Genomic DNA, 21,876 nt, shown 5'->3' on the forward strand with positions numbered 1-21,876 from the left:
GCGCGGAACGGCGGTGCCCCTTGCACGAAGGGGCACCGCCGTTGCGCGTCCGTGGGCCGCTGCCTACCCGGCCGTCCCGCCCTCGGCCCGCAGGAAGCCCGCGAGCCTGGCCACGCCCTCCGCGATCCGCTCGGGCGTCAACGAGCTGATGGAGAGCCGCAGCCGCCGCTCCCCGCCCCCGGCAGGGTAGAACGGCGCCATCGGCGTCCACAGCACGCCGAAGTCCCGCGCGCAGCGCTCCATCGCCGCCTCGTCGGCCGCGAACCCCACCGTCAGCACGGCGAAGAACCCGCCCTCCGGCACGTTCCAGGACACGCCCAGGCGGTCCCGCTCGGCGGCCGGGAGCTGCCGCTCCAGCTCGGCCAGCAGCGCCCCCATCGAGGCCGCGTAGTGGGCCGTCGCGGGGGCGTTGGCGGCCCGCAGCCGGCAGTCGTGGGTCAGCAGCATCCCGCCGATCACCGCCTGGCTGAGGGCCGGGGTGTTGACCGTCGTCATGCTCTTCAGCTTGGCGATCTCGTCGGCCAGCAGGGTGCGCCGGCCGCCCGGACCGGTCACCTCCTGGTCGGCGACCAGGTAGCCGAGCCGCGCGCCGGGGAAGCAGGTCTTGGCGAAGGAGCCCAGGTAGACGACCCGGCGGTGGCGGTCGAGCGCCTTCAGGGTGGGCCGGGCGCCGATGTCCCGGGCGAAGAACCCGTACGGGTTGTCCTCGACGATCAGCAGGCCCTCCTCGGCGGCGGTGTCCAGCAGCCTGGCCCTGGCGGCCACCGGCATCGAGGTGCCGGAGGGGTTGGCGAAGTCCGGCACCACGTACAGGGCGCGCGGGCGCCGTCCGGCGGCACGGACCTTCCGCGCGGCGGCCCGGACGGCCTCCGGGTCCGGCCCGCCCTCCGGCCCCTCGGGGACCGGCACCGTGGTCAGGTCGAGCAACCGGGCGGCCCCGGTGACACCGACGTAGCAGGGCGAGCTGACCAGCAGGACGTCGTCGGGGCCCGCGCAGAGCGCCCGCAGCGTCAGCAGCATGCCCTCCTGGGCGCCGACGGTCAGCACCAGCGCCTCGGGGGCCACGGTGAGGCCCTCGTCGTGGGCCAGGGTGCGGGCGACGAGGTCGTTGATGATGCCCTTGGTCGGGCCGTACTGGAACAGCGTGGTGCGGATCGCGTCGCGGTCGAGGCCGGTGGCCGCCAGGTGGTCGAGGTAGGCGTCCAGGTAGGCGGGGACGTCCTCGGGCTCGAAGAAGCCCTCGTAGGGGCGGCCAGGGGCGAAGGAGATCGCCTGCGGGTAGCGGGTGGTGACCTCGTTCAGGAACGTCATCGCGTCCAGCAGCGGGTCCGCGAGCGAGCCGTGCAGCTCCTCCAGCGGGAGCGTGACGGGCCCTGCGGCGGCCACCGCTTCCGCGGCCGGGACGGCCGGGGCGCTCACGCGAGTGCCTCGCGCAGCCGCCCGGCCGCGTACGCCTGGGCCTCGGCGGCGCCGTCCAGGGTGCCGGTCATGGCGAAGAAGCCGTGCGGCATGCCCTCCCAGCGGCGCAGCTCGACCGGGACCCCGGCCGCGCGCAGCGCCTCGGCGTACTGCTCGCCCTCGTCGCGCAGCGGGTCGTACTCGGCGGTGACGACGGTGGCGGGCGGCAGGCCGGTCAGGTCCTGGGCCCGCAGCGGGGAGGCGTGCGGGTGCTCGCCGTCGGCCGGGTCGGCCAGGTAGTTGCCCCAGTACCAGGCAACCGAGCGGCGGTTGAACAGCGCCGGGTCGTCGTGCTCGCGCAGCGACTCGGTGTCGGCGCGGGCGTCGGTGTTGGGGTAGACGAGCAGCTGGTGGCGCAGCGCGGGGCCGCCCCGGTCTCGGGCGAGCAGGGCGAGCACGGCGGCGAGGTTGCCGCCCGCGCTGTCGCCGGCGACGGCGAGGCGTTCGGTGTCCAGGCCCAGCTCCGCCCCGCGGGCGGCGAGCCAGTCGGCCGCGGCGGCGCAGTCCTGGACGGCGGCGGGGAAGGGGTGTTCGGGGGCCAGCCGGTAGCCGACGGAGGCGGTGGCGCAGCCGACGGCGTTGGTCAGCGCGCGGCAGATCGCGTCGCTGGTGTCGGGCGAGCCGAGGGTCCAGCCTCCGCCGAACAGGTAGAGCAGGACGGCCGGGCGGCGGCCGTCGGCGGGCGGTGCGGGCCGGTAGAGCCGGAGCGTGAGCTCGCCGCCGGGGCCGGGGAGGAGGTGCTCCTCGACGGCTTCGACCGGCTCGGGCGTGCCCGCAGCGGCGCGGATGTCGGCGAGGTCGGCGGCGCGGGCCTCGGCCACGGTGAGGCGGTAGAGCGGGGGCGTGCCGGCGTTCGCGCGGCGGTCGCGCAGGGCCTGGGCCTGGGGGTGCAGGGGCATCGGGGTTCCTCGGGGCGGCGGTCGGCCGCGGCGGCGGCCGGCGGTCGGGTGGGCTGCCGGTTCGGCGGTGGCCGGTCGGGCGGCCGTGGCGGCGGTCGCCGGTCGGGCGGCCGTCGGGTCAGCGGTCGGCCTCGACGTAGACGGTCTCGTCGGTGCGGAAAGCGGTGTCGAGGTCGGCGACGTCGCCGCGGACGCCCTCGCGGTAGGCGCAGTGGCGGATCCGCGCCTCCTCGAAGCCGGCCTCGGTGAGGACGTGCCGCAGTTCGTCCAGATCGTAGATCCACTGGTGGCCGTAGTACCGGAAGATCTGGTTGACCAGGAAGGCCGGGCGCTTCGGCATCGGCGGGCCGAAGCCCATGGTGCTGAGCCGGCGGTGGTGCTTGGCGAGGAAGCCGTCACCCTTGGCGTAGCCGTTCAGGTAGCGGGCCAGGTCGGGGGTGGTGATCCGCAGGACGCCGCCGGGGCGCAGCACCCGCCGGGCCTCGCGCAGCCAACCGATCGCCACCGGCATGGTGACGTGCTCGATCAGGTGCTCGGCGTACACCCAGTCGACGCTGGCGTCGGCGAAGGGCAGCGGGCGGGAGATGTCGAGCTGGGTGAACCAGCGGTCGCCGTCGACCCGGTAGAGCGTGCCGGGCTCGGTGGCGCCGTCGGGGCCGCGGAGCTCGGTGAGGTCGGTGCCGAGGCCGCCCGGGTGGGCGGTCCGGAAGGCCGCGAACTCGATGCCGGTGAGGCCCAGGTCGGTGAAGTCCTGGTGGTCGAACGGGAGCCCGCCGTCGGCCGGTTCGAGGCTCCGGCAGGTGGCGACGTCGGCGCTGAAGCGGTCGAGCTGCTCGGCGAGGCCGTCGGGGTCCTCCCAGTCCCAGCCGGGGAAGGCGTCCTGTCTGTTCATGGTCTCGCTCTTTCGGTCGCGGCGGTCGGGGTGGAGCTCGGGGCGGTCGGGGCGGGGGTTGCCGGGTCGGGGGCGGTCGGGTCGGCGGCGGTCGAGTCGCGGGCGGTCGGTGCACGCACCGTCAGACCGGCCAGGGCGCGAGGGCGGTGCGGTCCAGGTCCGCGACCGAGGGGCGGCCCAACAGGGCCATGGTGTGCTCCAGTTCGTCGCGCAGCAGGTCGAGGACCTGTCCGACGCCGGCCTCGCCGCCGGTGGCCAGGCCCCAGAACGCCGGACGGCCGACCAGGACGGCGCGGGCGCCCAGGGCGAGCGCGACGGCGATGTCGGCGCCGCTGCGGACGCCGCCGTCGAGCAGCGCCGGGATGTGCGGCGGCAGGGCGTCGACGACCTCGGGCAGTGCGGCGAGGGCGGGCAGCGCGCCGTCGAGTTGACGGCCGCCGTGGTTGGAGACCACCACCGCGTCCACGCCGTGGTCGGCGGCGCGGCGGGCGTCCTCGGCGGTCAGCACGCCCTTGAGGACCAGCGGCAGCCGGCTGCGTTCGCGCAGCCAGGCGAGGTCGGCCCAGGTCAGGGTGGGGTCGAACTGCTCCCTGGCGTGCTCGGCGATGCCCGAACTGCCCTGGCCGGCGTGGTGGCTGGCGGCCATCAGGGCAGGGTCGAGGTTGACCGCGCGGATCTCCGGCGGGACGGCGAAGCCGTTGCGCAGATCGCGCAGCCGGCGGCCGATCCGGGGGGCGTCGACGGTGAGCAGCAGGGCCGCGTAGCCGGCCGCCTCGGCGCGTTCGACCAGGGAGGCGAGGGCCTCCCGGCGGCGCAGCCAGTAGAGCTGGAGCCAGAGCGGGCCGGTGGCGGCCTCGGCGATGTCCTCCAGGGTGCGGCTGGCGAAGATTCCGGCGACGAGCAGCGCGCCGGCCTTTCCGGCCGCCCGGGCGGTCGCTGTTTCCCCGTCCGGATGGACCAACCGGTGGTAGGCCATCGGGGCAATTCCCACCGGGAGTTGCAGCGTGGTGCCGAGCAGATCGACAGCCGGGGCGCACTCGGAGACGTCGACGAGCGCGCGCGGGCGGAACGCATGGCGTCCGAACATTTCCCGGTTGGCCGCCAGGGTGCGTTCCGCGCCACTGCCGCCTTCGACGAAGTCCCATATTTCCGGGGCAAGTTGATCGCGCGCCGCGCGTTCGATCCCGGCCAGCGTGAGTGGTGCCACGGGCGTCCTCGTTCCCGGACCGGCCGCGTTCGGACCGGCCCACGGATCGGCAGCGTAGGAGGTCTGGACCTGATTGGTATAGACCTTGATTTGACCAATCGTCTGTGCAATCGTCTGGCAACGGAATTGGACGTATTGCCTGGTGTCGACGACGGCCCGGGAAAGTGGCGACCAAGTGTCCATGACAAATCTCCTCACGTGTGGAGTGGCGTTGACCGGCTTTTCCTCTTCTTCACCGGCGCCCTTCTCACCCCCGCACGCCGATGCTCCCGCCGACTGGGTCGACCGGGTGCTGTTGGCCGGACCCGGGGGTGAGGAGTGCCTCCGCTTCGGCACACCCGTCGACCGTGACGCCCTGCGCGCACTGGTCGCCGAGCAGACCGAACGACTGGCCTCGGCCGGGCTCGGCCCGGGTGGCACCGCCGCCCTGCGGCTGCCGCCCTCGCTGGGCTTCGTCACCGTTCTCCTGGCCGCCTGGCGGCTGGGGGCCCAGGTGGCACTGCTCGACCACCGGCTGACCGAGCACGAGGTCGAGCAGGCGGTCGCCCGGCTGCGCCCGCAGGTGCTGGTCGGCTCCGCCGGGCGTCCGGCCGCGGCCGCGCTGCGCGGCTGGTCGGCGGTCGACCCGGTGGCCGTCGCACGGCCCGAGGGCCGGCCCGCTGCGACCGGCCACGCGCTGGTCCAGCTCAGCTCGGGCTCGACCGGACCGGCCAAGGTGATCGCCCGCACCGCGAGCGACCTGATCCGCGAACTCGACTGCTACCGGCGGCTGGCGGCGTTCCCCGGCGAGGGCGAGCGGGTGGTGCTGCTGTCCTCGGTGGTGCATGTGCTCGGCCTGGTCGGCGGGCTGCTCAACAGCCTCCACGGGCGCGCCCCGCTCACCGTCCCGGACCGGATGACGGCGGCCGGCATCCTCGGCGCGGTCGCCGCCGACGACCGCCCGACCACCGTGATCGGGGTGCCGTTCCACGCCGAACTGCTGGCCGGTGCCACCGAACCGCCGCAACTCCCGCAGCTGCGGCGGATGGTGGTCGCCGGAGAACTGGTCCGGCCCGGCCTGTCCGAGGCCTTCACCGCCCGCTGGGGCGTGCCGCTCGGCACCATGTACGGGATGACCGAGCTCGGGGTGATCGCCACCGACCTGGACGGCACCCTGCACCCGGCCAAGCAGCCCGTGCACGGCATGGAACTGCGGCTCGTCGACGGCGAACTGCAGCTGCGCACCGCCGCCTCCCCCTACCCCGGGCTCGACGACCCGACCCGCTGGGCGGACGGCTGGCTGCACACCCGTGACGCCGCCACCCTCGACCCCGGCACCGGCCGGGTCACCGTACTCGGCCGCCGGGACTCGCAGGTCTCGATCGGCGGCCTCAAGGTCGACCTCACCGAGGTCGAGCAGACCCTCGCCGCCCTCCCCCACGTCCGGGAGGCCGTCGTGGTCTTCGACGAGGGTGCGATCGAGGCCTACCTCTCCGCCGAGGACGGCGCCGACCGGGCACTCGTCCAGGACGGGCTCGCCCGGCAGTTGGCCGCCTACAAGCGGCCGCGCCGGCTCGCCTTCCTCCCCCAGCTCCCCCGTACCGCCACCGGCAAGCTGCTGCGCGACCCGGCCGCCCTGCGCGCCGCCGCCGGCTGAACCGGGCGCGCCGCGACCCGGCGCGCCCGCCCGCATGCCGCCCCGCACCACCGGCCGGGACCTCGTGCCCCGGCCGCCACGAACCGCCCGGAAGGGCCGGGCGGGATTCCCCGACGGGCAGCCACGGCCTGCCCCCGGGGCGCCCGAGTCCGCCCCGAAGGACCGCTTTCCCCTCCCCGACGACCCCGTGCGCACCGCCTGCGCCCGGGCACAAGGAGCACACCATGCAGGACCGCATCCGCGCGTTCGTCCTCGCCGCCCTGGCCGAGATGCAGTACGACGTCGAGGGCGTCACCGGCGACACCGACCTCGGCCCGGCCGGCCTGGACCTGGAGTCGCTCGCCCTCGCCGACCTCTCGGTCCAGGTCGAGGACGAGTTCGGGGTCAAGTTCGACCTCGACGAGATGGAGACCACCGCGCTGATGACGCTCGACCAGTTCACCGCCGACGTCGAGGCCCGGATCACCGCCGCCACCGCCACCTCGGGCAGCCCGGCGTGACCGACCTCGCCCGCCCCGACCGGGCCGAGGTCCTGGAGATGCTCGCGGCGTTCGGGCAGCGCGCCGCCGAGGACGTACCCGATGAACTCGGCTCGCTCGAACTCACCTGGCTGATAGCCGAGTTCGAGCAGCGGTATGGCATCGAACCGGACCTGGACGACGAGGCCTTCGAGGCCGTCCGGACGGTGGACGACGCCGTCGAGGTGTTCCGCGCGGCCGTGCTCGCGGCCGGCGGCGGCGCGGTCGACGGCAGTGCGGTCGACGGCACTGCGGTCAACGGCACCGCGGTCAACGGCACCGCGGTCGACGGCAGCACGACCGACACGACCGCCGACGCCACCGGACCCGCCGTCACCGCGGGAGCCGCGCGGCCATGAACCGCCACGCCCCGACCGCCGTCCGGCCCGTGGTGACCGGCGTCGGCGTGCTCAGCGCCGCCGGCGAGGGGACCACCGCGCTCGCCGAGGCCGTCGTGCACGGCAAGGCCGCGTTCGGCCCGGTCACCCGGTTCGACGTGTCCGCCCGCCGCACCACCCGCGCCGCGCTGCTGCCCGAACCGCGCCCGCTCGCCGACGCGGTGCTCGCCGCCGTCGGCCAGGCCTGCCGCTCGGCCGGCCTGGACCCGGCCGATCCCGACGGCGGCCCGCCCGTGCTGCTCGCCCTGCACAGCGACCGGCACACCCGGGCCACCCTGGCCGAGGTCTCCGCCGGGACCACCGCCCGCTGGGGCGGCCCGGGAGTCCTGCGCGGCTACACCGGCGCCTGCGTGGCGGCCGGAACCGCCGTCGCCGACGCCGCCCAGCTGGTCGCCTCCGGCCGCCGGACCCGGGTGCTGGTCGCCGCCGGGCACCTGGTCGAGCCGGGCGTCTTCGCCGCCTTCGACGCCGGCCGGGCGCTCGCCCGGGACGGCGAACTGCGCCCGTTCAGCACCGGCCGAAGCGGCACCCTGCTCGGTGACGCGGCGGTCGCCGTGCTGGTCGAGGCCGAGCCGGAGGCCGAACGGCGCGGCGCCCCCGTGCTGGCCCGGCTGGCCGGCTGGGGCCGGGCCGGGGACGCCCACCACGTCTGCCGCCCCGAACCGGCGGGCGACGGCGTGGCCCGGGCGATCGGGGCCGCGCTCGACCGGGCCGGCATCGCGCCGGAGGAGGTCGACTACGTCAACGCCAACGGCACCGGCTCGACCCTCTCCGACCACGCCGAGGCCCTCGCCCTGCGGCGGGTCTTCGGCGAACACACCGACCGACTGCCGGTCAGCTCCAGCAAGGCCGTGCACGGCCACGCCCTGGAAGCCTCCGCGCTGCTCGAACTCGTGGTCACCATCGGCGCCTTGACCGACGGCCTGCTGCCGGTCAACGCCGGCTGGCTGGGCCCGGACCCGGAGATCGGCCTGGACCTCGTCCTGGACGGCCCGCGCACCGCCCGGCCGCGCTACGCGCTCACCCTCAACTCCGCCTTCGGCGGCGCCAACACCGCACTCCTGGTGGCCGCCCGATGACCGCGCTGCGCATCCTCGCCGAGGCCGCCTGGCCCGACCCCGAAGCCCGCGGGCCCGAGCAACTGCCGCCGCTGCCCGGCTTCTCCGCGTCCTCCTTCAACCCGCTGGTCGCCGAGACCGCCGAACGCTGTCTGCGCGCCCGCCACGGTGACGCTCCCGCACCCGGCCGGACGGCACTGCTGCTGGCCAGCGCGAGCGGCGACCTCGCCACCGCCCGGGCCATCGAGGAGGCCGCCGCCGACACCGCCCGGCGGATGCCTCCGCTGCTGTTCTTCCAGTCCAACCCGAACGCCGTGCTCGGCCACATCGCCGCCCGCTGGGGCCTCACCGGCCCCGTGGTGGCGATCTGCCCGGACCGGCCCCCGCCACCCGGACGGGTCCCCCAGGACGCGCTGGACCTGGCGGAGCTGCTGCTCGCCGACGGCGACGCCGACCAGGTGCTCGTCATCGCCGCCGAGCAGGCGGAGCAGACCGACGAGGACGCCGACGGCACCGACCGCGCGGTGGCCCTCCTGGTCACCACCGCCTGACCGGATCCCGGACCGACCCGCAGCACGAACCCCCAGCACGAGTCCGCAGCACGAACCCGTAGCTCGAACCCGACGTACCGACCGAAGCACCGACCCGAACCCGACGCCCCGCTCCGCCCCAGCCCCACCCCTGCGCACCCAGCGGCGCGAGCGGTCCCCCGCCCGCCGCGTCCCGCCGCAGCACGCCCGCACGCCCGCACCTCGGGAGGGATCCACCCCGTGAGCATCCGCAGTATCCGCACCCTGCTGGCGGACGACCCGGCCGTCGGCGCCGGCAACGTCCTCACCCGCCGCATCGAACTCGGCCTCGGCCTCGACGAGCCGCTGCTGACCTTCGACACCCCGGTGGACGAGCACGCCGCCTGGCAGCCGCTGACCCTCACCGAGCTGGACCGCGCCGTCCGGGCCCGGGCCGCCGCCCTGCACGCCCTCGGCATCGGCCGCCGCGACCCGGTGGTGGTGTACGCCGGCGACGCCGCCGACCAGGTCCTCGCCTTCCTCGCGCTGGCCCGGATCGGCGCCATCCCCGCGCTGCTCAACCCGAACCTGGACGGCGAGCGGGCCGCCCGCTACATCGCCAAGCTCGGCCCGGTCGGCGTCCTCGCCGACCCGCCGCACCTGGCCGCGCTGGCCGGCCACGAGACCGGCGCCCCCGCGCTGCCGGAGATCGCGACGCTGGGCGCCGGCGACCCCGCGGCCGCCCCCGCGCCCTACCGGCACTCGGCCGACGACCCGGTGGCGATCACCCACTCCTCCGGCACCACCGGACTGCCCAAGGCCGTGGTCCACTCGCACGCGAGCCTCTACGCGGCGATCCGCCACCGCGCCCGGCTGCCCCGCCCGCAGGGGCAGGAGCGGATGCTCAGCGCGCTGCCCGCCCCGCACGCCGCCACCCTGATCGCGGTCAACCTCTCGCTCGCCTCGCACACCCAGCTCGCCGTCCTCTCCAGCCAGTCCGGCGCCGGTGTGCTGGACGCGATCGAGCAGTGGCGCCCCAGCGGCGTGGTCGGCTTCGCCGCCACCTGGGCCGAGCTCGCCCACCACGACCTCACCGCACGGCAGTTGGACTCCGTCGCACTCTGGTGGAACACCGGCGACTGCGCCCACGAGGTGCACATCCGCCGCCTGGTCGCCGCCGGCAGTCGCGAGTCGGTCACCCGCGAGGGCCGGGTCCGGGTGCCGGGATCGCTGTTCGTGGACGGCCTCGGCTCCACCGAGATGGGCCACTCGCACTTCTTCATCACCCACGGCCCCGGCACCGAGCGCTACGGCCGCTGCGTCGGCCGCCCGCACGCCTTCGTCGACTGCGAGCTGGTCGGCCCGGACGGCGAGCCGCTCGGCCCCGGCGAGGTCGGCGAACTCGCCACCACCTCACCGACCCTGGCGCTCGGCTACTGGAACGACTCGGCCACCACCTACCGCACCCGGCTGCGCGGCCGCTTCCTCACCGGCGACCTCATGTACCGGGACGAGGAGGGCTACTACTACCACGTCGACCGGGCCGTCGACTCGGTCGAACTCGGCGACGGCAAGCGGCTGTTCACCGCCATGTCGGAGGAGAGGGTGCTGGCCGCCCACCCCGACGTGCTGGACTGCACCGTGGTCGCGGTGCGCGACGGCGACCGGGTGGTCACCGATGTGCTGCTGGTCCTCGCTGCCGACGCCGACCCGGACGCCGACCGCACCGAGGCCGTCACCGCGGCCCTGGACGAGGCCGCCGCGGCCACCGTCCGCCAGGTGCTCGTGGTCTCCGGGGACGACATCCCGCTCGGCCCGACCGGCAAGGTGCGCAAGGTGCTGCTGCGGCAGCGCTACCTCGACTCGGTCGCCGCCGTCCCCGTCACCGCAGCCGCTGCCGCCGCCGCGCCGGTGGCCGCCCGATGAGCGCCGCCCGCCGCCCGGGCGCCGTGGTCACCGGCATCGGCCTGGTCACCCCGCTCGGCCGCAAGCCCGCCGAGGTCTTCGAGGCCCTCACCGCCGGCCGCTCCGGCATCCGCGCCGTCCCCGAGGGCCACGCCGCCCACGGCTGGCTGAACGCCGCCGGCATCGCCCCGGCGATCGACGGCCGCGAGGTGCTGCCGCCCACCGAGACCCGCTGCGTGGACCGGTTCGTGCTGCTCGCGCTGGCCGCCGCCGACGACGCCCTCGCCGACGCCGGCCTGGTCGTCGGCCGCGACGCCGACCCGCACCGCACCGCCGTGGTCCTGGCCACCGGCGGCGGCGGACTGGAGACCTTCGAGCAGCAGTCGCAACGCCGGACCGAACGCGGCCGCCCCGGCGTCAGCCCGTACCTGCTGCCCGGCATGCTCTCCAACATGGCCACCGCCCGGATCGCCATCAAGCACGGCATCCGCGGCTTCAGCACGGCCATCGTCACCGCCTGCGCGGCCGGCGCCCAGGCCGTCGCCGAGGGCCTGCGCCTGATCCGCTCCGGCGACGCGGACGTGGTGGTGTGCGGCGGCACCGAATCCTCCCTGCACCCCACCATCGCCGCCGCCTTCACCAACGCCCGTGCCCTGGCGTCCGGTTGGGACGACCCATCGCAGGCGAGCCGGCCGTTCGACAGCCGCCGCAACGGCTTCGTGCTGGGCGAGGGCAGCGCCGTCCTGATCCTGGAGAGCCGCGAGCACGCCGCCGCCCGCGGCGCCGCCGGCTACGCCGAGCTCACCGGCTGGGGCGCCTCCACCGACGCGCACCACCCGACCATGCCGCGCCCCGACGGCGCGGGCGCCGCCGACGCGATGCGCTCCGCCCTCGCCAACGCGGGCCTGGCCCCGGCCGACATCGGCTACGTCAACGCCCACGGCACCGGCACCAAGCTCGGCGACGTCGCCGAGACCGCCGCCCTGCGGTCGGTCTTCGGCGGACACACCCCCGCGGTCAGCTCGACCAAGGGGGCCACCGGTCATCTACTGGGCGCCGCAGGCGCGTTGGAGGCAGCGGTCACCGCCCTGGCGGTGGCCCGGGGGACGCTGCCACCGACCGTCAACCTCACCGAGCCGGACCCGGCCTGCGACCTGGACCACGTCCGGGGCGCCGCCCGTACCGGCCCGCTCACCGCGGCCCTGAGCAACGCCTTCGCCTTCGGCGGGCACAACCTCAGCCTGGTCTTCGAGCCCGCCTCCACCCCGTCCCTCCGCTGACGCCGCCCTGCAGCGCCGCAGCGCGGACACCCGTGCCAGGCCACTCGTCAACTCGCGATCCCCCGGGGAGATCCCGTTGTCCATCCAGTCCATAGCCCACGTCGAGTACCACAGCGCCGACGCCGACGCCACCGCGGCGGGGCTCTGCGCCGACTACGGCTTCACCGCCGTCCCGCCCGAGCCGGAACAGCTCGCCGCGGCCGAGTCCGCGCAGGCCCGCACCGTCCTGGTGCGCCAGGGCAGCATCAAGTTCCTGCTGCGCTCCGCCGCCGACCCCGCGCACCCGGTGGCCCGCTACGCCGCCCGGCACGGCGAGGGCGTCGCCGCCCTCGCGCTGTCCTGCCCCGACCCGCAGGCCGCCCTCGACCGCGCCGAGCGGCACGGCGCCCGCGTCCTGGACCGGGCCGGCGGACTGGTGGCCGGCTTCGGCGACACCGCCCTGCGCTTCGTCCCCGAGGCGCCGGCCGCGGCCGAGCCGGACGGGGCCGGACCGCCGCTGCTGGACGCCCTCGACCACGCCGCGATCTGCCTGCCGGCCGGCCAACTGGCGGACGCGGTGCGCTTCTGCGAGGCCGCGCTCGGCATGCACCGGATCTTCGGCGAGTACATCGAGGTCGGCGAGCAGGCCATGGACTCCAGCGTGGTGCAGAGCGCCTCCGGCGAGGTCACCTTCACCCTGATCGAGCCCGACACCAGCCGCCGGGCCGGCCAGATCGACACCTTCCTCGCCGACCACGACGGCGCGGGCGTCCAGCACCTCGCCTTCCGCACCGGGGACATCGCCACCGCCGTGCGCGGCGCCCGCGAGCGCGGCGTGGCGTTCCTGACCACCCCCGGCACCTACTACGACGCGCTCGCCGAGCGGCTCGGCGCCACCGCCATCCCGGTCGAGACCCTGCGCGAGCTGGACGTCCTGGTGGACCAGGACCACGGCGGGCAACTGTTCCAGATCTTCGCCCGGTCCACCCACCCCCGCCGGACGTACTTCGTGGAGCTGATCGAGCGCCAGGGCGCCGGCACCTTCGGCACCGCCAACATCAAGGCCCTGTACGAGGCCGTCGAACGGCAGCGCGCCGCCGCCTCCGTCTGAGTCCACCCGCACCGCCCGAAGAGGAGGCCCGACCCCCATGACCACCGCACCCGAGTTCCACCTCACCGAGGCCGAACGCGCCCTGCTGCCCACCCCCGAGGAGGTGGCCGGCTACCTGGAGCACGGCTGGTACCTGTCCCGCCGGCTGTTCAGCGACGAGGAGCTGGACACCCTCCAGGCCGCCACCGAGCACTACTACACCGGCCACCGCGACCGCACCCTGCCGGTCCGCCCGCCGCGGCTGGCCTCCTGGTCGGCCGCGGACGGCCCGGTCCAGCGGCACAACGACTACGTGCACTACGAGAGCGACGCGATCGGCGCGATCCTGCGCAAGCCGCTGCTCGGCGCCGTCGCCGCGCTCCTCGCCGAGGCGGAGGAGGTCCGGGTCTTCCAGGCCACCCTGATCTACAAGCCCCCGGTGCCGGGCGAGCCCAGCAACCACGTGCCGTGGCACTTCGACAAGCACTACTGGCAGACCTCCTCCTCGGACCGGATGCTGACCGCCTTCCTGCCGTTCCACGACTGCAGCGAGGAGAACGGCACCATCACCATGGTCGACGGCAGCCACCGGTGGAAGGAGCTTCCCTCCGGGGAGGACTCCACCCGGCACTTCGCCGAGCGCGACAACTCCGAGCTGGACGCCATCCTGGACGCCAACGCGGAGTACAACGGCACCGAGGTCCGCAAGGTCCCGATGGTCATCCCGCGCGGGCACGTCAGCTTCCACCACTGCCGCACCTACCACGGCAGCGGCCCCAACCTGGCCTCCTACCCGCGCCGGGCGGTCTCGCTGCACCTCCAGGACGGCGGCAACGCGTACCAGGCCGCCACCCGTCCGGACGGCGGGCCGGTGGTCTACAACCACGACGTGCTGGTCCGCCGCACCCCCGACGGCCGGCCCGACTACGCCGACCCGGACTACTGCCCGACCGTCTGGCGGGGAGCGCTGTGACGCCTGGGGCACCCGCCGGCACCGCGCCCGCCGACAGCGCGCCCGCCGATACCGCGCCTGTCGACACCGCACCGGCCGGCACCGCACCGGACACCTCGCCCGCCGACGCCCCGCCCGCCGTGGCGGCGCTCGACACGCCCGAGCGGCGGTACCGGATGCTGCGGCTGATCCGCTCCTTCGAGGAGCGGGCCCTCGGCCTGGTCAAGTCCGGGGTGATCACCGGCGGCATCCACCCCTACATCGGGCAGGAGGCCGTCGCGGTCGGCGTCTGCGCCGCGCTCGGCCCCGCCGACCGGCTCGCCTCCACCCACCGCGGCCACGGCCACGTCCTGGCCCGGGGCCTCGACCCGGCCCGGATGCTGGCCGAACTCGCCGGGCGGGTCGGCGGGTCCAACCGGGGCCGGGGCGGCTCGATGCACGCCGCCGACCTGCGGCTGGGCATCCTCGGCGCCAACGGCATCGTCGGCGCCGGCGCCCCGATCGCGGTCGGCGCCGCCTGGGCCGACCGGCAGGCCGGCTCGGACGCGGTCGCGGTGGCGTTCTTCGGCGACGGCGCGCTCAACCAGGGCGTGCTGCTGGAGTCGCTCAACCTGGCCGCGATGTGGCGGCTGCCGGTGCTCTTCGTCTGCGAGAACAACGGCTACGCCACCACCCTGCCGGCCGGCACCGCGGTCGCGGGCAGCGCGGTCGGCCGGGCCGCCGCCTTCGGCATCCCGGCCACCGAGGTCGACGGCATGGACACCGAGGCGGTGCGGGCCGCCGCCGAGGAGGCCGTCGCCCGGGCCCGGAACGGCGGCGGTCCCGCGTTCCTGGAATGCCGCACCTACCGGTTCGAGGGCCACCACACCATGGAACGGCTGATGAAGCTGCACTACCGCACCCCCGAGGAGGTGGCCGCCTGGCGCGAACGCGACCCGCTCCCCCGGGCCGCCGCCGCGATCGGCGCCGGGCGCGCCGCCGCCCTGGACGCCGAGGTCGACGCCCGGCTCGCGGCGGCCGAGGAGTTCGCGCTCGCCTCGCCGCACCCCGACCCGGCCGGCGCCGCCGACCACCTGTACGCCTCCGGCCTGCGGCCCCGGGCGGGGGCGGTCGCATGAGACTGTCGTACACCAAGGCGCTCAACCGGGCGCTGGCCGACGAGTTGGACACCGACCCCGCGGTCTGCGTGTTCGGCGAGGACATCGGCGCCGGGATGGCCGGGCCCACGCTCGGACTGCTGGACCGGTTCGGGTCGGAGCGGATCGTCGACACCCCGCTCTCCGAGCAGGCGTTCACCGCGATGGCGGTCGGCGCGGCACTGGCCGGGCGGCGGCCGGTGCTGGAGTTCCAGATCCCGTCCCTGCTGTTCCTGGTCTTCGAGCAACTCGTCAACCAGGCACACAAGTTCTCGCTGATGAGCGGCGGGCAGTCGGGCGTCCCGCTCACCTGCCTGGTCCCCGGCTCCGGCTCGCGGAGCGGCTGGGCGGGCCAGCACTCGGACCACCCCTACAGCCTGTTCGCGCACTCGGGGGTGAAGACCGTCGTCCCGGCCACGCCGACCGACGCCTACGGGCTGCTCCGCTCGGCGATCCAGGACCCGGACCCGGTGGTGGTGTTCGCCCCGGCCGCCGCGCTGCCGGTCCGCGAGACCGTCACCTGGGACCTCGCCCCGGTGCCGCTCGGCCGGGCCCGGGTGCACCGCGCCGGCACCGACGTCACCCTGGTGGCCGTCGGGCACCTGGTGCACGACGCGCTGGCGGTGGCCGAGGAACTCGCCGGCGAGATCTCGGTCGAGGTGTTCGACCCGCGCACGCTGTACCCGTTCGACTGGGCCGCGCTGGGCGAGTCGCTGGAGCGCACCGGGCGCCTGGTGGTGATCGACGACTCCAACCGCAGCTGCGGGATCGGCGCGGAGGTACTGGCCACCGCCGCCGAGGAGTTCCGGCTCATCGCCCCGCCCCGCCGGATCACCCGGCCGGACGGCACGGTACTGCCGTTCGCCCCCGAGCTGGACCGGGCGCTGCAGCCCGACCGGGAGCAGCTGCGGCACGCGCTGCGCGCCGTCATGAAGTAGATCCCGCGCTCACCGAGTATCGAGCACCCTCCGGGGGCGGCCGCCGAGGCCGCCCCCGGTCGGCGTTCAGAGCACCTTGGGCACGGCCGCGAGCAGCGCCGGGAGCCGGTCCGACGGGTCCCGGTAGCGGTGCAGGGCCGCCCGGCCGTCCGTCCCGCGCAGCCGTGCGGCCAGCCGGGCCGGGACCACCAGCGTGGTGAGGATCCCGGTGCCGCCGAAGCCCTCCACGCTCCACGAGACCCACGGCAGCGGGTAGTTGGCGGTCGGGCTGAAGAACACCGGCCGCTGCCCCTGGAAGCTGGCGTCGTAGAGGCCGAAGCGGCTCCAGTTGGAGAAGCTGAACCGGCGGTGCTGCGGGTCGAAGCCGAGCGGCACGCAGCCGGCCAGCCCGGGGCGGCCCAGCTCGGCCAGGAAGCGGAGGTTGGAGCGCAGGTTGAGGTGCTCCTCCGCGTAGTCCCGCACGGCGGTGCGCAGCGCCCCGGCGAGGGCACCGGGTCCGTCGGCGGGCGTGTACGGCAGGTGGATGTCGCCGAGCAGGTTGCCGATCAGCGCGTCCGGCAGGCCGAGCGGGCGCCGGACGTTAACCGGGACGGTGAGCCAGCGGGTCTCCGGGTCGTTGTCCAACTCCCTGACGGTGTGCACGACATGGGCGCAGACGGCATCGCCGGCGGAGACCTTGTACCCGACCGCCGCGCCGAACTCCTCGCGCATCCGGGCGATCTCGTCGTCCCCGAAGTAGAGCTGCACGGTCCGGTTGGCGCGCGGCCCGGCCGCCACCTCGCGGTCCAGGAGCAGGCGTTCGCTCTCCCCGGGCACCCGGAAGCCGGGGCGCCCGCTGTCCTCGGCGGGCAGCACCCGGTCGAGCAGCGCGTCCTGGTCCTCGACGAGTTCGGCCACCGGCAGTTCCTCGCCCTCGACCGCCGCCGACCAGGCGCGCAGCAGCAGGGCGAAGCTCTGCAGATCGCCGATCGCGTGGTGCCAGGAGCAGCCGAGCACGGTGCCGCCGTCGCCGGTGCGGGTGACCCGGACGCCGAACAGCGGCCCGTCGCCGGTCCGGGCGGCCCGGGCGTCCAGCGGGTCGACGTGCTGCGCGCCGGGCGCGGTGACCCGGCCCATCGACTCGGCGAGGGTGCCGTCGACCCGGTAACTCACCATCGGCACACCGGAGTCGTCGCAGACGGCCTCCAACACCCCGTCGACGGTGCGCAGTCGGCCGGCGAACACCGGGACCCGCTCCAGCGCCCGGGCCAGCCCGGCGGCGAGGCGCTCCTCGTCCAGGGTCCGGTCGAAGAACAGCACGACCGAGACGGAGAGGTCGGCGAGCATGGTGTCGACGAGACCGCAGCGGAGCACCGTCCCGGGCGCGACGCCGGCTCTGACCGTTCGGGTGTCGCGCAACTGCGGCCAGACGCTCAATGGATCCATCCCGGGGCTCGCGTGGCGTGTCGTACGGAGGGCCCCGACGACCGTACAGATCTCCCCGAACGATAGGGCAGTACCCAGGCGGCAATCCAGTGGTCCAGTCCAATTGCCCGGCATCGGCCCGCCCGGCCGCTCCGCACCCTCCGTGACCGGTCCGGGCGGGCGCCGCCGCACGGGGTCACCGGGCGGGGCGACCGGGCCGCGCGGGCGCCGTCGGACTCGTCGACCGGGCCGCGCGGGCGCCGCCCGACTAGACTCCGAAGCATGGGAGAGCGCCCGGGCGCGCCCGACGCGCCGCCCCTGGTCCTCGTCACCGACACGGATTCGCAGTTGCTCGATCCGCGCCGGGCGTACCACGTCGGCCGCGACCCGACCAGCGAGATCGTCCTCGACGACCCCCGGGTCTCCTGGCACCACGCCGTGCTGCACACCACCTCCGACCACTGGCAGCTGGAGGACGTCGGCAGCACCAACGGCACCTTCGCCGACAGTCGCCGGATCCGGTCCGAGGAGGTCGGCCCCGGCACCAGGCTGCGGTTCGGCGACGCGGCGGACGGGCCGTCCGCCACCTTCGCCGGCCTGCCCGCCGCAGCCCCGGCCGAGCGGCCCTCGCTCGTCGTCCCGGCGGTCTCCGGCACCTTCCGCCGGCCCAGCGCCGTGCTGCGGCTGCCCGGCCGGACGGTGCGGATCGGCCGGGCCCCCGACAACGAACTGGTGCTGGAGGACCTCGTCGTCTCCCGGCACCACGCCGAACTGCGCACCCTGCCCGACGGCGGTCACGAGATCGTCGACCTGGGCAGCCACAACGGCACCTACCTCAACGGCCGCCCCGTCCAGCGGGCCCCGATCGGCCCGGCGGACATCGTCGGCATCGGCCACTTCGCGCTCTGCCTCTCCGGCGACGAGCTCGTCGAGTACACCGACACCGGGGAGGTCTCGCTCAATGTGCAGGGCCTGGTCGTGCGCGTCGGCTCCGACCGGCGGGTGCTGCTCGACGACGTCTCCTTCCCGCTCGCCGAGAAGGCCCTGCTCGCCGTGGCCGGCCCCAGCGGCGCCGGCAAGTCCACCCTGCTGAACGCGCTCACCGGGCTGCGTCCGGCCGACGAGGGCACCGTGCTCTACGACGGCCGCGACCTCTACCGCGACTACGCGGAGCTGCGCCGCCGGATCGGCCTGGTGCCGCAGGACGACATCCTGCACACCCAGCTGACCGTCCGCCGCGCGCTCTCCTACGCCGCCGAACTGCGCTTCCCCGGCGACACCGCCAAGGAGGAGCGGGAGGCCAGGGTCTCCGAGGTGATCCACGAACTCGGCCTGGACGCCCGCGCCGACCTGGTGATCTCCAGCCTCTCCGGCGGCCAGCGCAAACGCGTCAGCGTCGCCCTCGAACTGCTCACCAAACCCTCGCTGCTCTTCCTCGACGAGCCCACCTCGGGGCTGGACCCGGGCATGGAGCGCTCGGTGATGCAGATGCTGCGCGGCCTGGCCGACGACGGACGCACCGTCGTCGTGGTCACCCACAGTGTGCTCAGCCTGGACGTCTGCGACCGGCTGTTGGTGCTCGCCCCCGGCGGTCGCACCGCCTACTACGGCCCGCCCGACGAGGCGCTGCCGTTCTTCGGCTTCACCGAGTGGCCGCAGGCCTTCGAGGCGTTCGAGAACGAGGACCACGCGGCCTGGCAGCGCCGGTTCCGGGAGTCGCCCCAGTACGAGCGGTACGTCGCCGCCGGGGCCCTGCCGCCCGGACGGCCGGTCCCGGTGGCCGGTCCCGGGGCGGAGGGCGCCGACAGCATCGGCCCGGAGCAGCCGCAGGGCTGGTTCGCCCAGCTGGGCACACTGATCCGGCGCTACACGGCGGTGCTCGCCGCCGACCGGCTGTTCCTGACCGTGATGATCGCCCTGCCGTTCCTGATCGGCGTGATGTGCCGGGCGATGGCGGGCAGCCGGCTCTCCTCCGACAACGCGCTGAACTGCCTGCTCACGCTCTGCATCGGCGGTCTGCTCACCGGCTCGGCCAACGCGGTGCGCGAGATCGTCAAGGAACGGCCGATCTACCAGCGAGAACGCGTGGTCGGGCTGTCCCGCTCGGCCTATCTGGTGTCCAAGGTGGTGGTGCTCGGCACGATCACGGTGGGGCAGGCCGCCGTACTGACGGTGGTCGGCCTGGCCGGCGTCGATCTCAGCCCGACCCTGGCCAACGGGGTGACGGTGCACAGCGGCGTACTGCTGCCACCACTGGCCGAGCTGATCATCGCGGTGGCGCTGCTGTCCTTCTCCGCGATGATGCTGGGCCTGCTGGTGTCCGCCCTGGTCCGCAAGGAGGAGGCGACGATGCCGCTGCTGGTGCTGCTCTCCGTGGTGCAGATCGTGTTCAGCGGCGCCATGCTGAAGCTGCACGGCGTACCCGGCCTGGAGCAGTTCTCCTGGCTGGTGCCGTCCCGCTGGGGCCTGTCCGCGATGGCCCGCACCGTCGACCTGCACACCGTCCTGCCGACCGCGATCACCGCCGACCCGTTGTTCCGGCAGGACCGGGCGGGGTGGCTGTTCGCGCTGGCCCTGCTGGTCGGGCTCGCGGTGCTGCTGGCCGTCGCCGTGCTCGCCCTGCTGCGGCGGCAGGAGCCAGCGATCATGCGGAAATGAACCGGCGCGAGTGAACCGGAGCGAGTGAATCGGCCCGAGTGAATCAACGCAAGCGAATCAGCGGAAGTGAACCAGCGGAAGCGACCCTGCGGAAGTGACCCTGCCGATGGACGAGTTCGGGTTCCGCCCCACCCATGTGGCCCCACCCGACGGCCTGCCCAGCTGGGCCGCCCCGGACCCGGCGCAACCCGCGTCCCCGCTGGACCCGCTGCTGCCGCTGCAACTGCTCGGCCGCGCCGGGGACTGGGCCCAGGTGCTCTGCTCCAACGGCTGGACCACCTGGGTCGACGGCCGGCTGCTGCTCTCGCTCCCCGGCGTCCCGCCCGCCGCCACCGGCCCGCCGGCCCGCACCGCCGACCCGCGCCCCGCCCTCGCCGAGGCGGAGGGCGGCCTGGCCCGCTACCGCTCGCTGCTGGAGGACCTCGCCGCCGGCGGCGTCGACCTGGAGAGCTTCCGGGACCGGACGCGCGGCCTGCGGATCGGGCTGGTCGTCGACGGCGAGCGGCTCTGGGTGTTCGACCCGGTGCACGACCGCTGGTCCTACTGCGACGGCCTCCAGCTGCACACCTACGCCGTCGGCGACCGGCCGCGGCTGCCCGACAGCGGCAGACCGGCCGCCGGGACGCCGAACGCCGGGCCGCCGCCGGAGGCCGGCGAGCCCACCCGACTGGTGGAGCCGTGAGCACGCCCCCGGAACCGCTGCCGGAACCCCCGCCGGAACCGCGGCCCGGCGAGCAGCCGCCCGCCGGGCCGTCCCCGCACCCTCCCACCGCGGCGCGGCCCACCGAAGTGCCCGACGCCGGTCCCACCGCGGCGGCCGCTCCCGCCGCTCCCGCCGGGCCGGGCCCCGCACCCGGCCCCGACCTCCCGGCGGACCCCGACGACGACGCCGCCCTCGCTCTGCCGAGCCTGCCCGCCGGCCTGGTCGGACGGCGGGTCGCCGGGTACCGGCTGGAGGCGGAGATCGGCCGCGGCGGCATGGCCGTCGTCTACCGGGCCAAGGACCTGCGGCTGGGCCGCACCGTCGCGGTCAAACTGCTCGCCCCCGAACTCGCCCGCAACGAGGTGTTCCGGCGCCGCTTCATCCACGAGTCGCAGGTCGCCGCCGCGATCGACCACCCGCACATCATCCCGGTGTTCGAGGCGGGCGAGGCGGACGGCATCCTCTTCATCGCGATGCGCTACGTCGAGCACGGAGACCTGCGCGGCCTGATCGCCCGGGGCGGCCCCTTCCCGGTCGAGCGGGCCGCCGGACTCGCCCTGCAGATCGCGTCCGCGCTGGACGCCGCGCACGACCACGACCTGGTCCACCGGGACGTCAAACCCGGCAATGTGCTCGTCGCCCCGGGCACCGACAGCGAGCACCCCGAGCACCTCTACCTCGCCGACTTCGGCCTCACCAAGAAGTCCCTGTCGCTGAGCGGCCTGACCGGCGTCGGCCAGATCGTCGGCACCCTGGACTACGCCGCGCCCGAGCAGATCTCCGGACGACCGCTGGACGGCAGCTGCGACCAGTACGGCCTCGGCTGCGTCGTCTTCGAGATGCTCTCCGGAGCGCCGCCGTTCCGCCGGGAGAGCGACCTCGCACTGCTCTGGGCCCACCTCAACGACCCGCCGCCCACCATGCGCGAGCACCGGCCCGACCTGCCGCCCGCCGTGGACGAGGTGGTCGGCCGGGCCCTCGCCAAGGCTCCCGAGGATCGGTTCGCCAGCTGCCTGCAGTTCGTCGCCGAACTGCGCGCGGCCGGCACCGTCCCCCCGGCCACCGGTCCGCCCGGCGCCCAGTGGGGCACGGCCGGCCCCCCGACCCAGGTCGTCCCCGCCGTCGCCGCACCCCCGTTCGGCGCAACCCCCGGCGTCCCCGAACCCCCCGCCTGGGCCCTCCCGGCCGTCCGCCCACCCGGCCCCGGCCACTGGCGGTGACGCTCGCCGGGCGCCGACACCGGCCGTTGTCGGTGC

The 21,876-nt window shown here is 75.3% G+C and carries 19 protein-coding genes; 14 read left to right on the forward strand and 5 right to left on the reverse strand.

What is annotated here, in order from left to right; translation table 11 throughout:
- Positions 1 to 63: 63 nt before the first annotated feature.
- From IF01_RS0111215 to IF01_RS0111230, 4 genes are all read right to left on the reverse strand, one after another.
- Entirely contained in the window at positions 64 to 1,419 is a 1,356-nt protein-coding gene (locus IF01_RS0111215; RefSeq protein WP_078879874.1) for an aminotransferase class I/II-fold pyridoxal phosphate-dependent enzyme, read from the reverse strand.
- Positions 1,416 to 2,357, reverse strand: a complete 942-nt coding sequence (gene lipP1 / locus IF01_RS0111220) for a LipP1 family hormone-sensitive lipase (RefSeq protein ID WP_030393190.1) — start codon at positions 2,355 to 2,357, stop codon at positions 1,416 to 1,418. Before lipP1 ends, IF01_RS0111215 begins: the two co-directional genes overlap by 4 nt.
- A gap of 118 nt (positions 2,358 to 2,475) precedes the next feature.
- Positions 2,476 to 3,249 (reverse strand): class I SAM-dependent methyltransferase, encoded by a 774-nt coding sequence (locus IF01_RS0111225; RefSeq protein ID WP_030393191.1) that lies wholly within the window; start codon positions 3,247 to 3,249, stop codon positions 2,476 to 2,478.
- A gap of 121 nt (positions 3,250 to 3,370) precedes the next feature.
- Positions 3,371 to 4,456, reverse strand: a complete 1,086-nt coding sequence (locus tag IF01_RS0111230) for an alpha-hydroxy acid oxidase (protein ID WP_030393192.1) — start codon at positions 4,454 to 4,456, stop codon at positions 3,371 to 3,373.
- Between the two features lie 205 nt (positions 4,457 to 4,661).
- Between IF01_RS0111230 and IF01_RS0111235 the strand changes: the two genes are divergently transcribed.
- From IF01_RS0111235 to IF01_RS0111285, 11 genes are all read left to right on the forward strand, one after another.
- Positions 4,662 to 6,092, forward strand: a complete 1,431-nt coding sequence (locus IF01_RS0111235; protein WP_030393193.1) for a class I adenylate-forming enzyme family protein — start codon at positions 4,662 to 4,664, stop codon at positions 6,090 to 6,092.
- Between the two features lie 224 nt (positions 6,093 to 6,316).
- Complete coding sequence (locus IF01_RS0111240) at positions 6,317 to 6,592, forward strand: acyl carrier protein (RefSeq protein WP_030393194.1); 276 nt, start codon at positions 6,317 to 6,319, stop codon at positions 6,590 to 6,592.
- Positions 6,589 to 6,969: a hypothetical protein gene (locus tag IF01_RS49240; protein ID WP_208624302.1), complete on the forward strand. Its 381-nt coding sequence runs from the start codon at positions 6,589 to 6,591 to the stop codon at positions 6,967 to 6,969. The genes IF01_RS0111240 and IF01_RS49240 overlap by 4 nt, the downstream gene beginning before the upstream one ends.
- Entirely contained in the window at positions 6,966 to 8,087 is a 1,122-nt protein-coding gene (locus IF01_RS0111250; protein WP_030393196.1) for a beta-ketoacyl-[acyl-carrier-protein] synthase family protein, read from the forward strand. Before IF01_RS49240 ends, IF01_RS0111250 begins: the two co-directional genes overlap by 4 nt.
- On the forward strand, positions 8,084 to 8,617 hold the full coding sequence (locus IF01_RS0111255) for a hypothetical protein (protein ID WP_030393197.1): 534 nt from the start codon (positions 8,084 to 8,086) through the stop codon (positions 8,615 to 8,617). Before IF01_RS0111250 ends, IF01_RS0111255 begins: the two co-directional genes overlap by 4 nt.
- Before the next feature lie 219 nt (positions 8,618 to 8,836).
- Positions 8,837 to 10,501 carry a class I adenylate-forming enzyme family protein gene (locus tag IF01_RS0111260; RefSeq protein ID WP_030393198.1) on the forward strand — a complete coding sequence of 555 codons (1,665 nt, stop codon included), beginning with the start codon at positions 8,837 to 8,839 and terminating at the stop codon, positions 10,499 to 10,501.
- Positions 10,498 to 11,760, forward strand: a complete 1,263-nt coding sequence (locus IF01_RS0111265) for a beta-ketoacyl-[acyl-carrier-protein] synthase family protein (RefSeq protein WP_030393199.1) — start codon at positions 10,498 to 10,500, stop codon at positions 11,758 to 11,760. The genes IF01_RS0111260 and IF01_RS0111265 overlap by 4 nt, the downstream gene beginning before the upstream one ends.
- A gap of 76 nt (positions 11,761 to 11,836) precedes the next feature.
- On the forward strand, positions 11,837 to 12,850 hold the full coding sequence (hppD, locus tag IF01_RS0111270; protein WP_037779550.1) for a 4-hydroxyphenylpyruvate dioxygenase: 1,014 nt from the start codon (positions 11,837 to 11,839) through the stop codon (positions 12,848 to 12,850).
- A 37-nt stretch (positions 12,851 to 12,887) separates the two neighbouring features.
- Positions 12,888 to 13,802: a phytanoyl-CoA dioxygenase family protein gene (locus IF01_RS0111275; RefSeq protein WP_030393201.1), complete on the forward strand. Its 915-nt coding sequence runs from the start codon at positions 12,888 to 12,890 to the stop codon at positions 13,800 to 13,802.
- Complete coding sequence (locus IF01_RS0111280) at positions 13,799 to 14,899, forward strand: thiamine pyrophosphate-dependent dehydrogenase E1 component subunit alpha (RefSeq protein WP_233290457.1); 1,101 nt, start codon at positions 13,799 to 13,801, stop codon at positions 14,897 to 14,899. Before IF01_RS0111275 ends, IF01_RS0111280 begins: the two co-directional genes overlap by 4 nt.
- Complete coding sequence (locus tag IF01_RS0111285) at positions 14,896 to 15,855, forward strand: alpha-ketoacid dehydrogenase subunit beta (protein ID WP_030393203.1); 960 nt, start codon at positions 14,896 to 14,898, stop codon at positions 15,853 to 15,855. Before IF01_RS0111280 ends, IF01_RS0111285 begins: the two co-directional genes overlap by 4 nt.
- 66 nt (positions 15,856 to 15,921) lie before the next feature.
- On the opposite strand, the gene IF01_RS0111290 is transcribed toward IF01_RS0111285, so the two are convergent.
- A complete protein-coding gene (locus tag IF01_RS0111290; RefSeq protein ID WP_157855199.1) occupies positions 15,922 to 17,271 on the reverse strand; it encodes an acyltransferase in 1,350 nt (449 codons plus the stop codon).
- A gap of 270 nt (positions 17,272 to 17,541) precedes the next feature.
- Between IF01_RS0111290 and IF01_RS0111295 the strand changes: the two genes are divergently transcribed.
- From IF01_RS0111295 to IF01_RS0111305, 3 genes are all read left to right on the forward strand, one after another.
- Positions 17,542 to 19,917 carry an FHA domain-containing protein gene (locus IF01_RS0111295; protein ID WP_030393205.1) on the forward strand — a complete coding sequence of 792 codons (2,376 nt, stop codon included), beginning with the start codon at positions 17,542 to 17,544 and terminating at the stop codon, positions 19,915 to 19,917.
- A gap of 94 nt (positions 19,918 to 20,011) precedes the next feature.
- Positions 20,012 to 20,599 carry a hypothetical protein gene (locus tag IF01_RS0111300; RefSeq protein WP_063764188.1) on the forward strand — a complete coding sequence of 196 codons (588 nt, stop codon included), beginning with the start codon at positions 20,012 to 20,014 and terminating at the stop codon, positions 20,597 to 20,599.
- A 218-nt stretch (positions 20,600 to 20,817) separates the two neighbouring features.
- A complete protein-coding gene (locus IF01_RS0111305) occupies positions 20,818 to 21,840 on the forward strand; it encodes a serine/threonine-protein kinase (protein WP_030393207.1) in 1,023 nt (340 codons plus the stop codon).
- Positions 21,841 to 21,876: the final 36 nt, after the last annotated feature.

Source organism: Kitasatospora purpeofusca (genome assembly GCF_000718025.1).
GTDB lineage: Bacteria > Actinomycetota > Actinomycetes > Streptomycetales > Streptomycetaceae > Kitasatospora > Kitasatospora purpeofusca.

Bases quoted from the DNA above. Each gene is read 5' to 3' on its own strand.
- IF01_RS0111285 (WP_030393203.1), top strand. From the start codon at position 14,896: ATGAGACTGTCGTACACCAAGGCGCTCAACCGGGCGCTGGCCGACGAG.
- IF01_RS0111240 (WP_030393194.1), top strand. From the start codon at position 6,317: ATGCAGGACCGCATCCGCGCGTTCGTCCTCGCCGCCCTGGCCGAGATG.
- lipP1 (WP_030393190.1), bottom strand. From the start codon at position 2,357: ATGCCCCTGCACCCCCAGGCCCAGGCCCTGCGCGACCGCCGCGCGAAC.
- IF01_RS0111295 (WP_030393205.1), top strand. From the start codon at position 17,542: ATGGGAGAGCGCCCGGGCGCGCCCGACGCGCCGCCCCTGGTCCTCGTC.
- IF01_RS0111275 (WP_030393201.1), top strand. From the start codon at position 12,888: ATGACCACCGCACCCGAGTTCCACCTCACCGAGGCCGAACGCGCCCTG.
- IF01_RS0111250 (WP_030393196.1), top strand. From the start codon at position 6,966: ATGAACCGCCACGCCCCGACCGCCGTCCGGCCCGTGGTGACCGGCGTC.
- IF01_RS0111255 (WP_030393197.1), top strand. From the start codon at position 8,084: ATGACCGCGCTGCGCATCCTCGCCGAGGCCGCCTGGCCCGACCCCGAA.
- IF01_RS0111225 (WP_030393191.1), bottom strand. From the start codon at position 3,249: ATGAACAGACAGGACGCCTTCCCCGGCTGGGACTGGGAGGACCCCGAC.
- IF01_RS0111265 (WP_030393199.1), top strand. From the start codon at position 10,498: ATGAGCGCCGCCCGCCGCCCGGGCGCCGTGGTCACCGGCATCGGCCTG.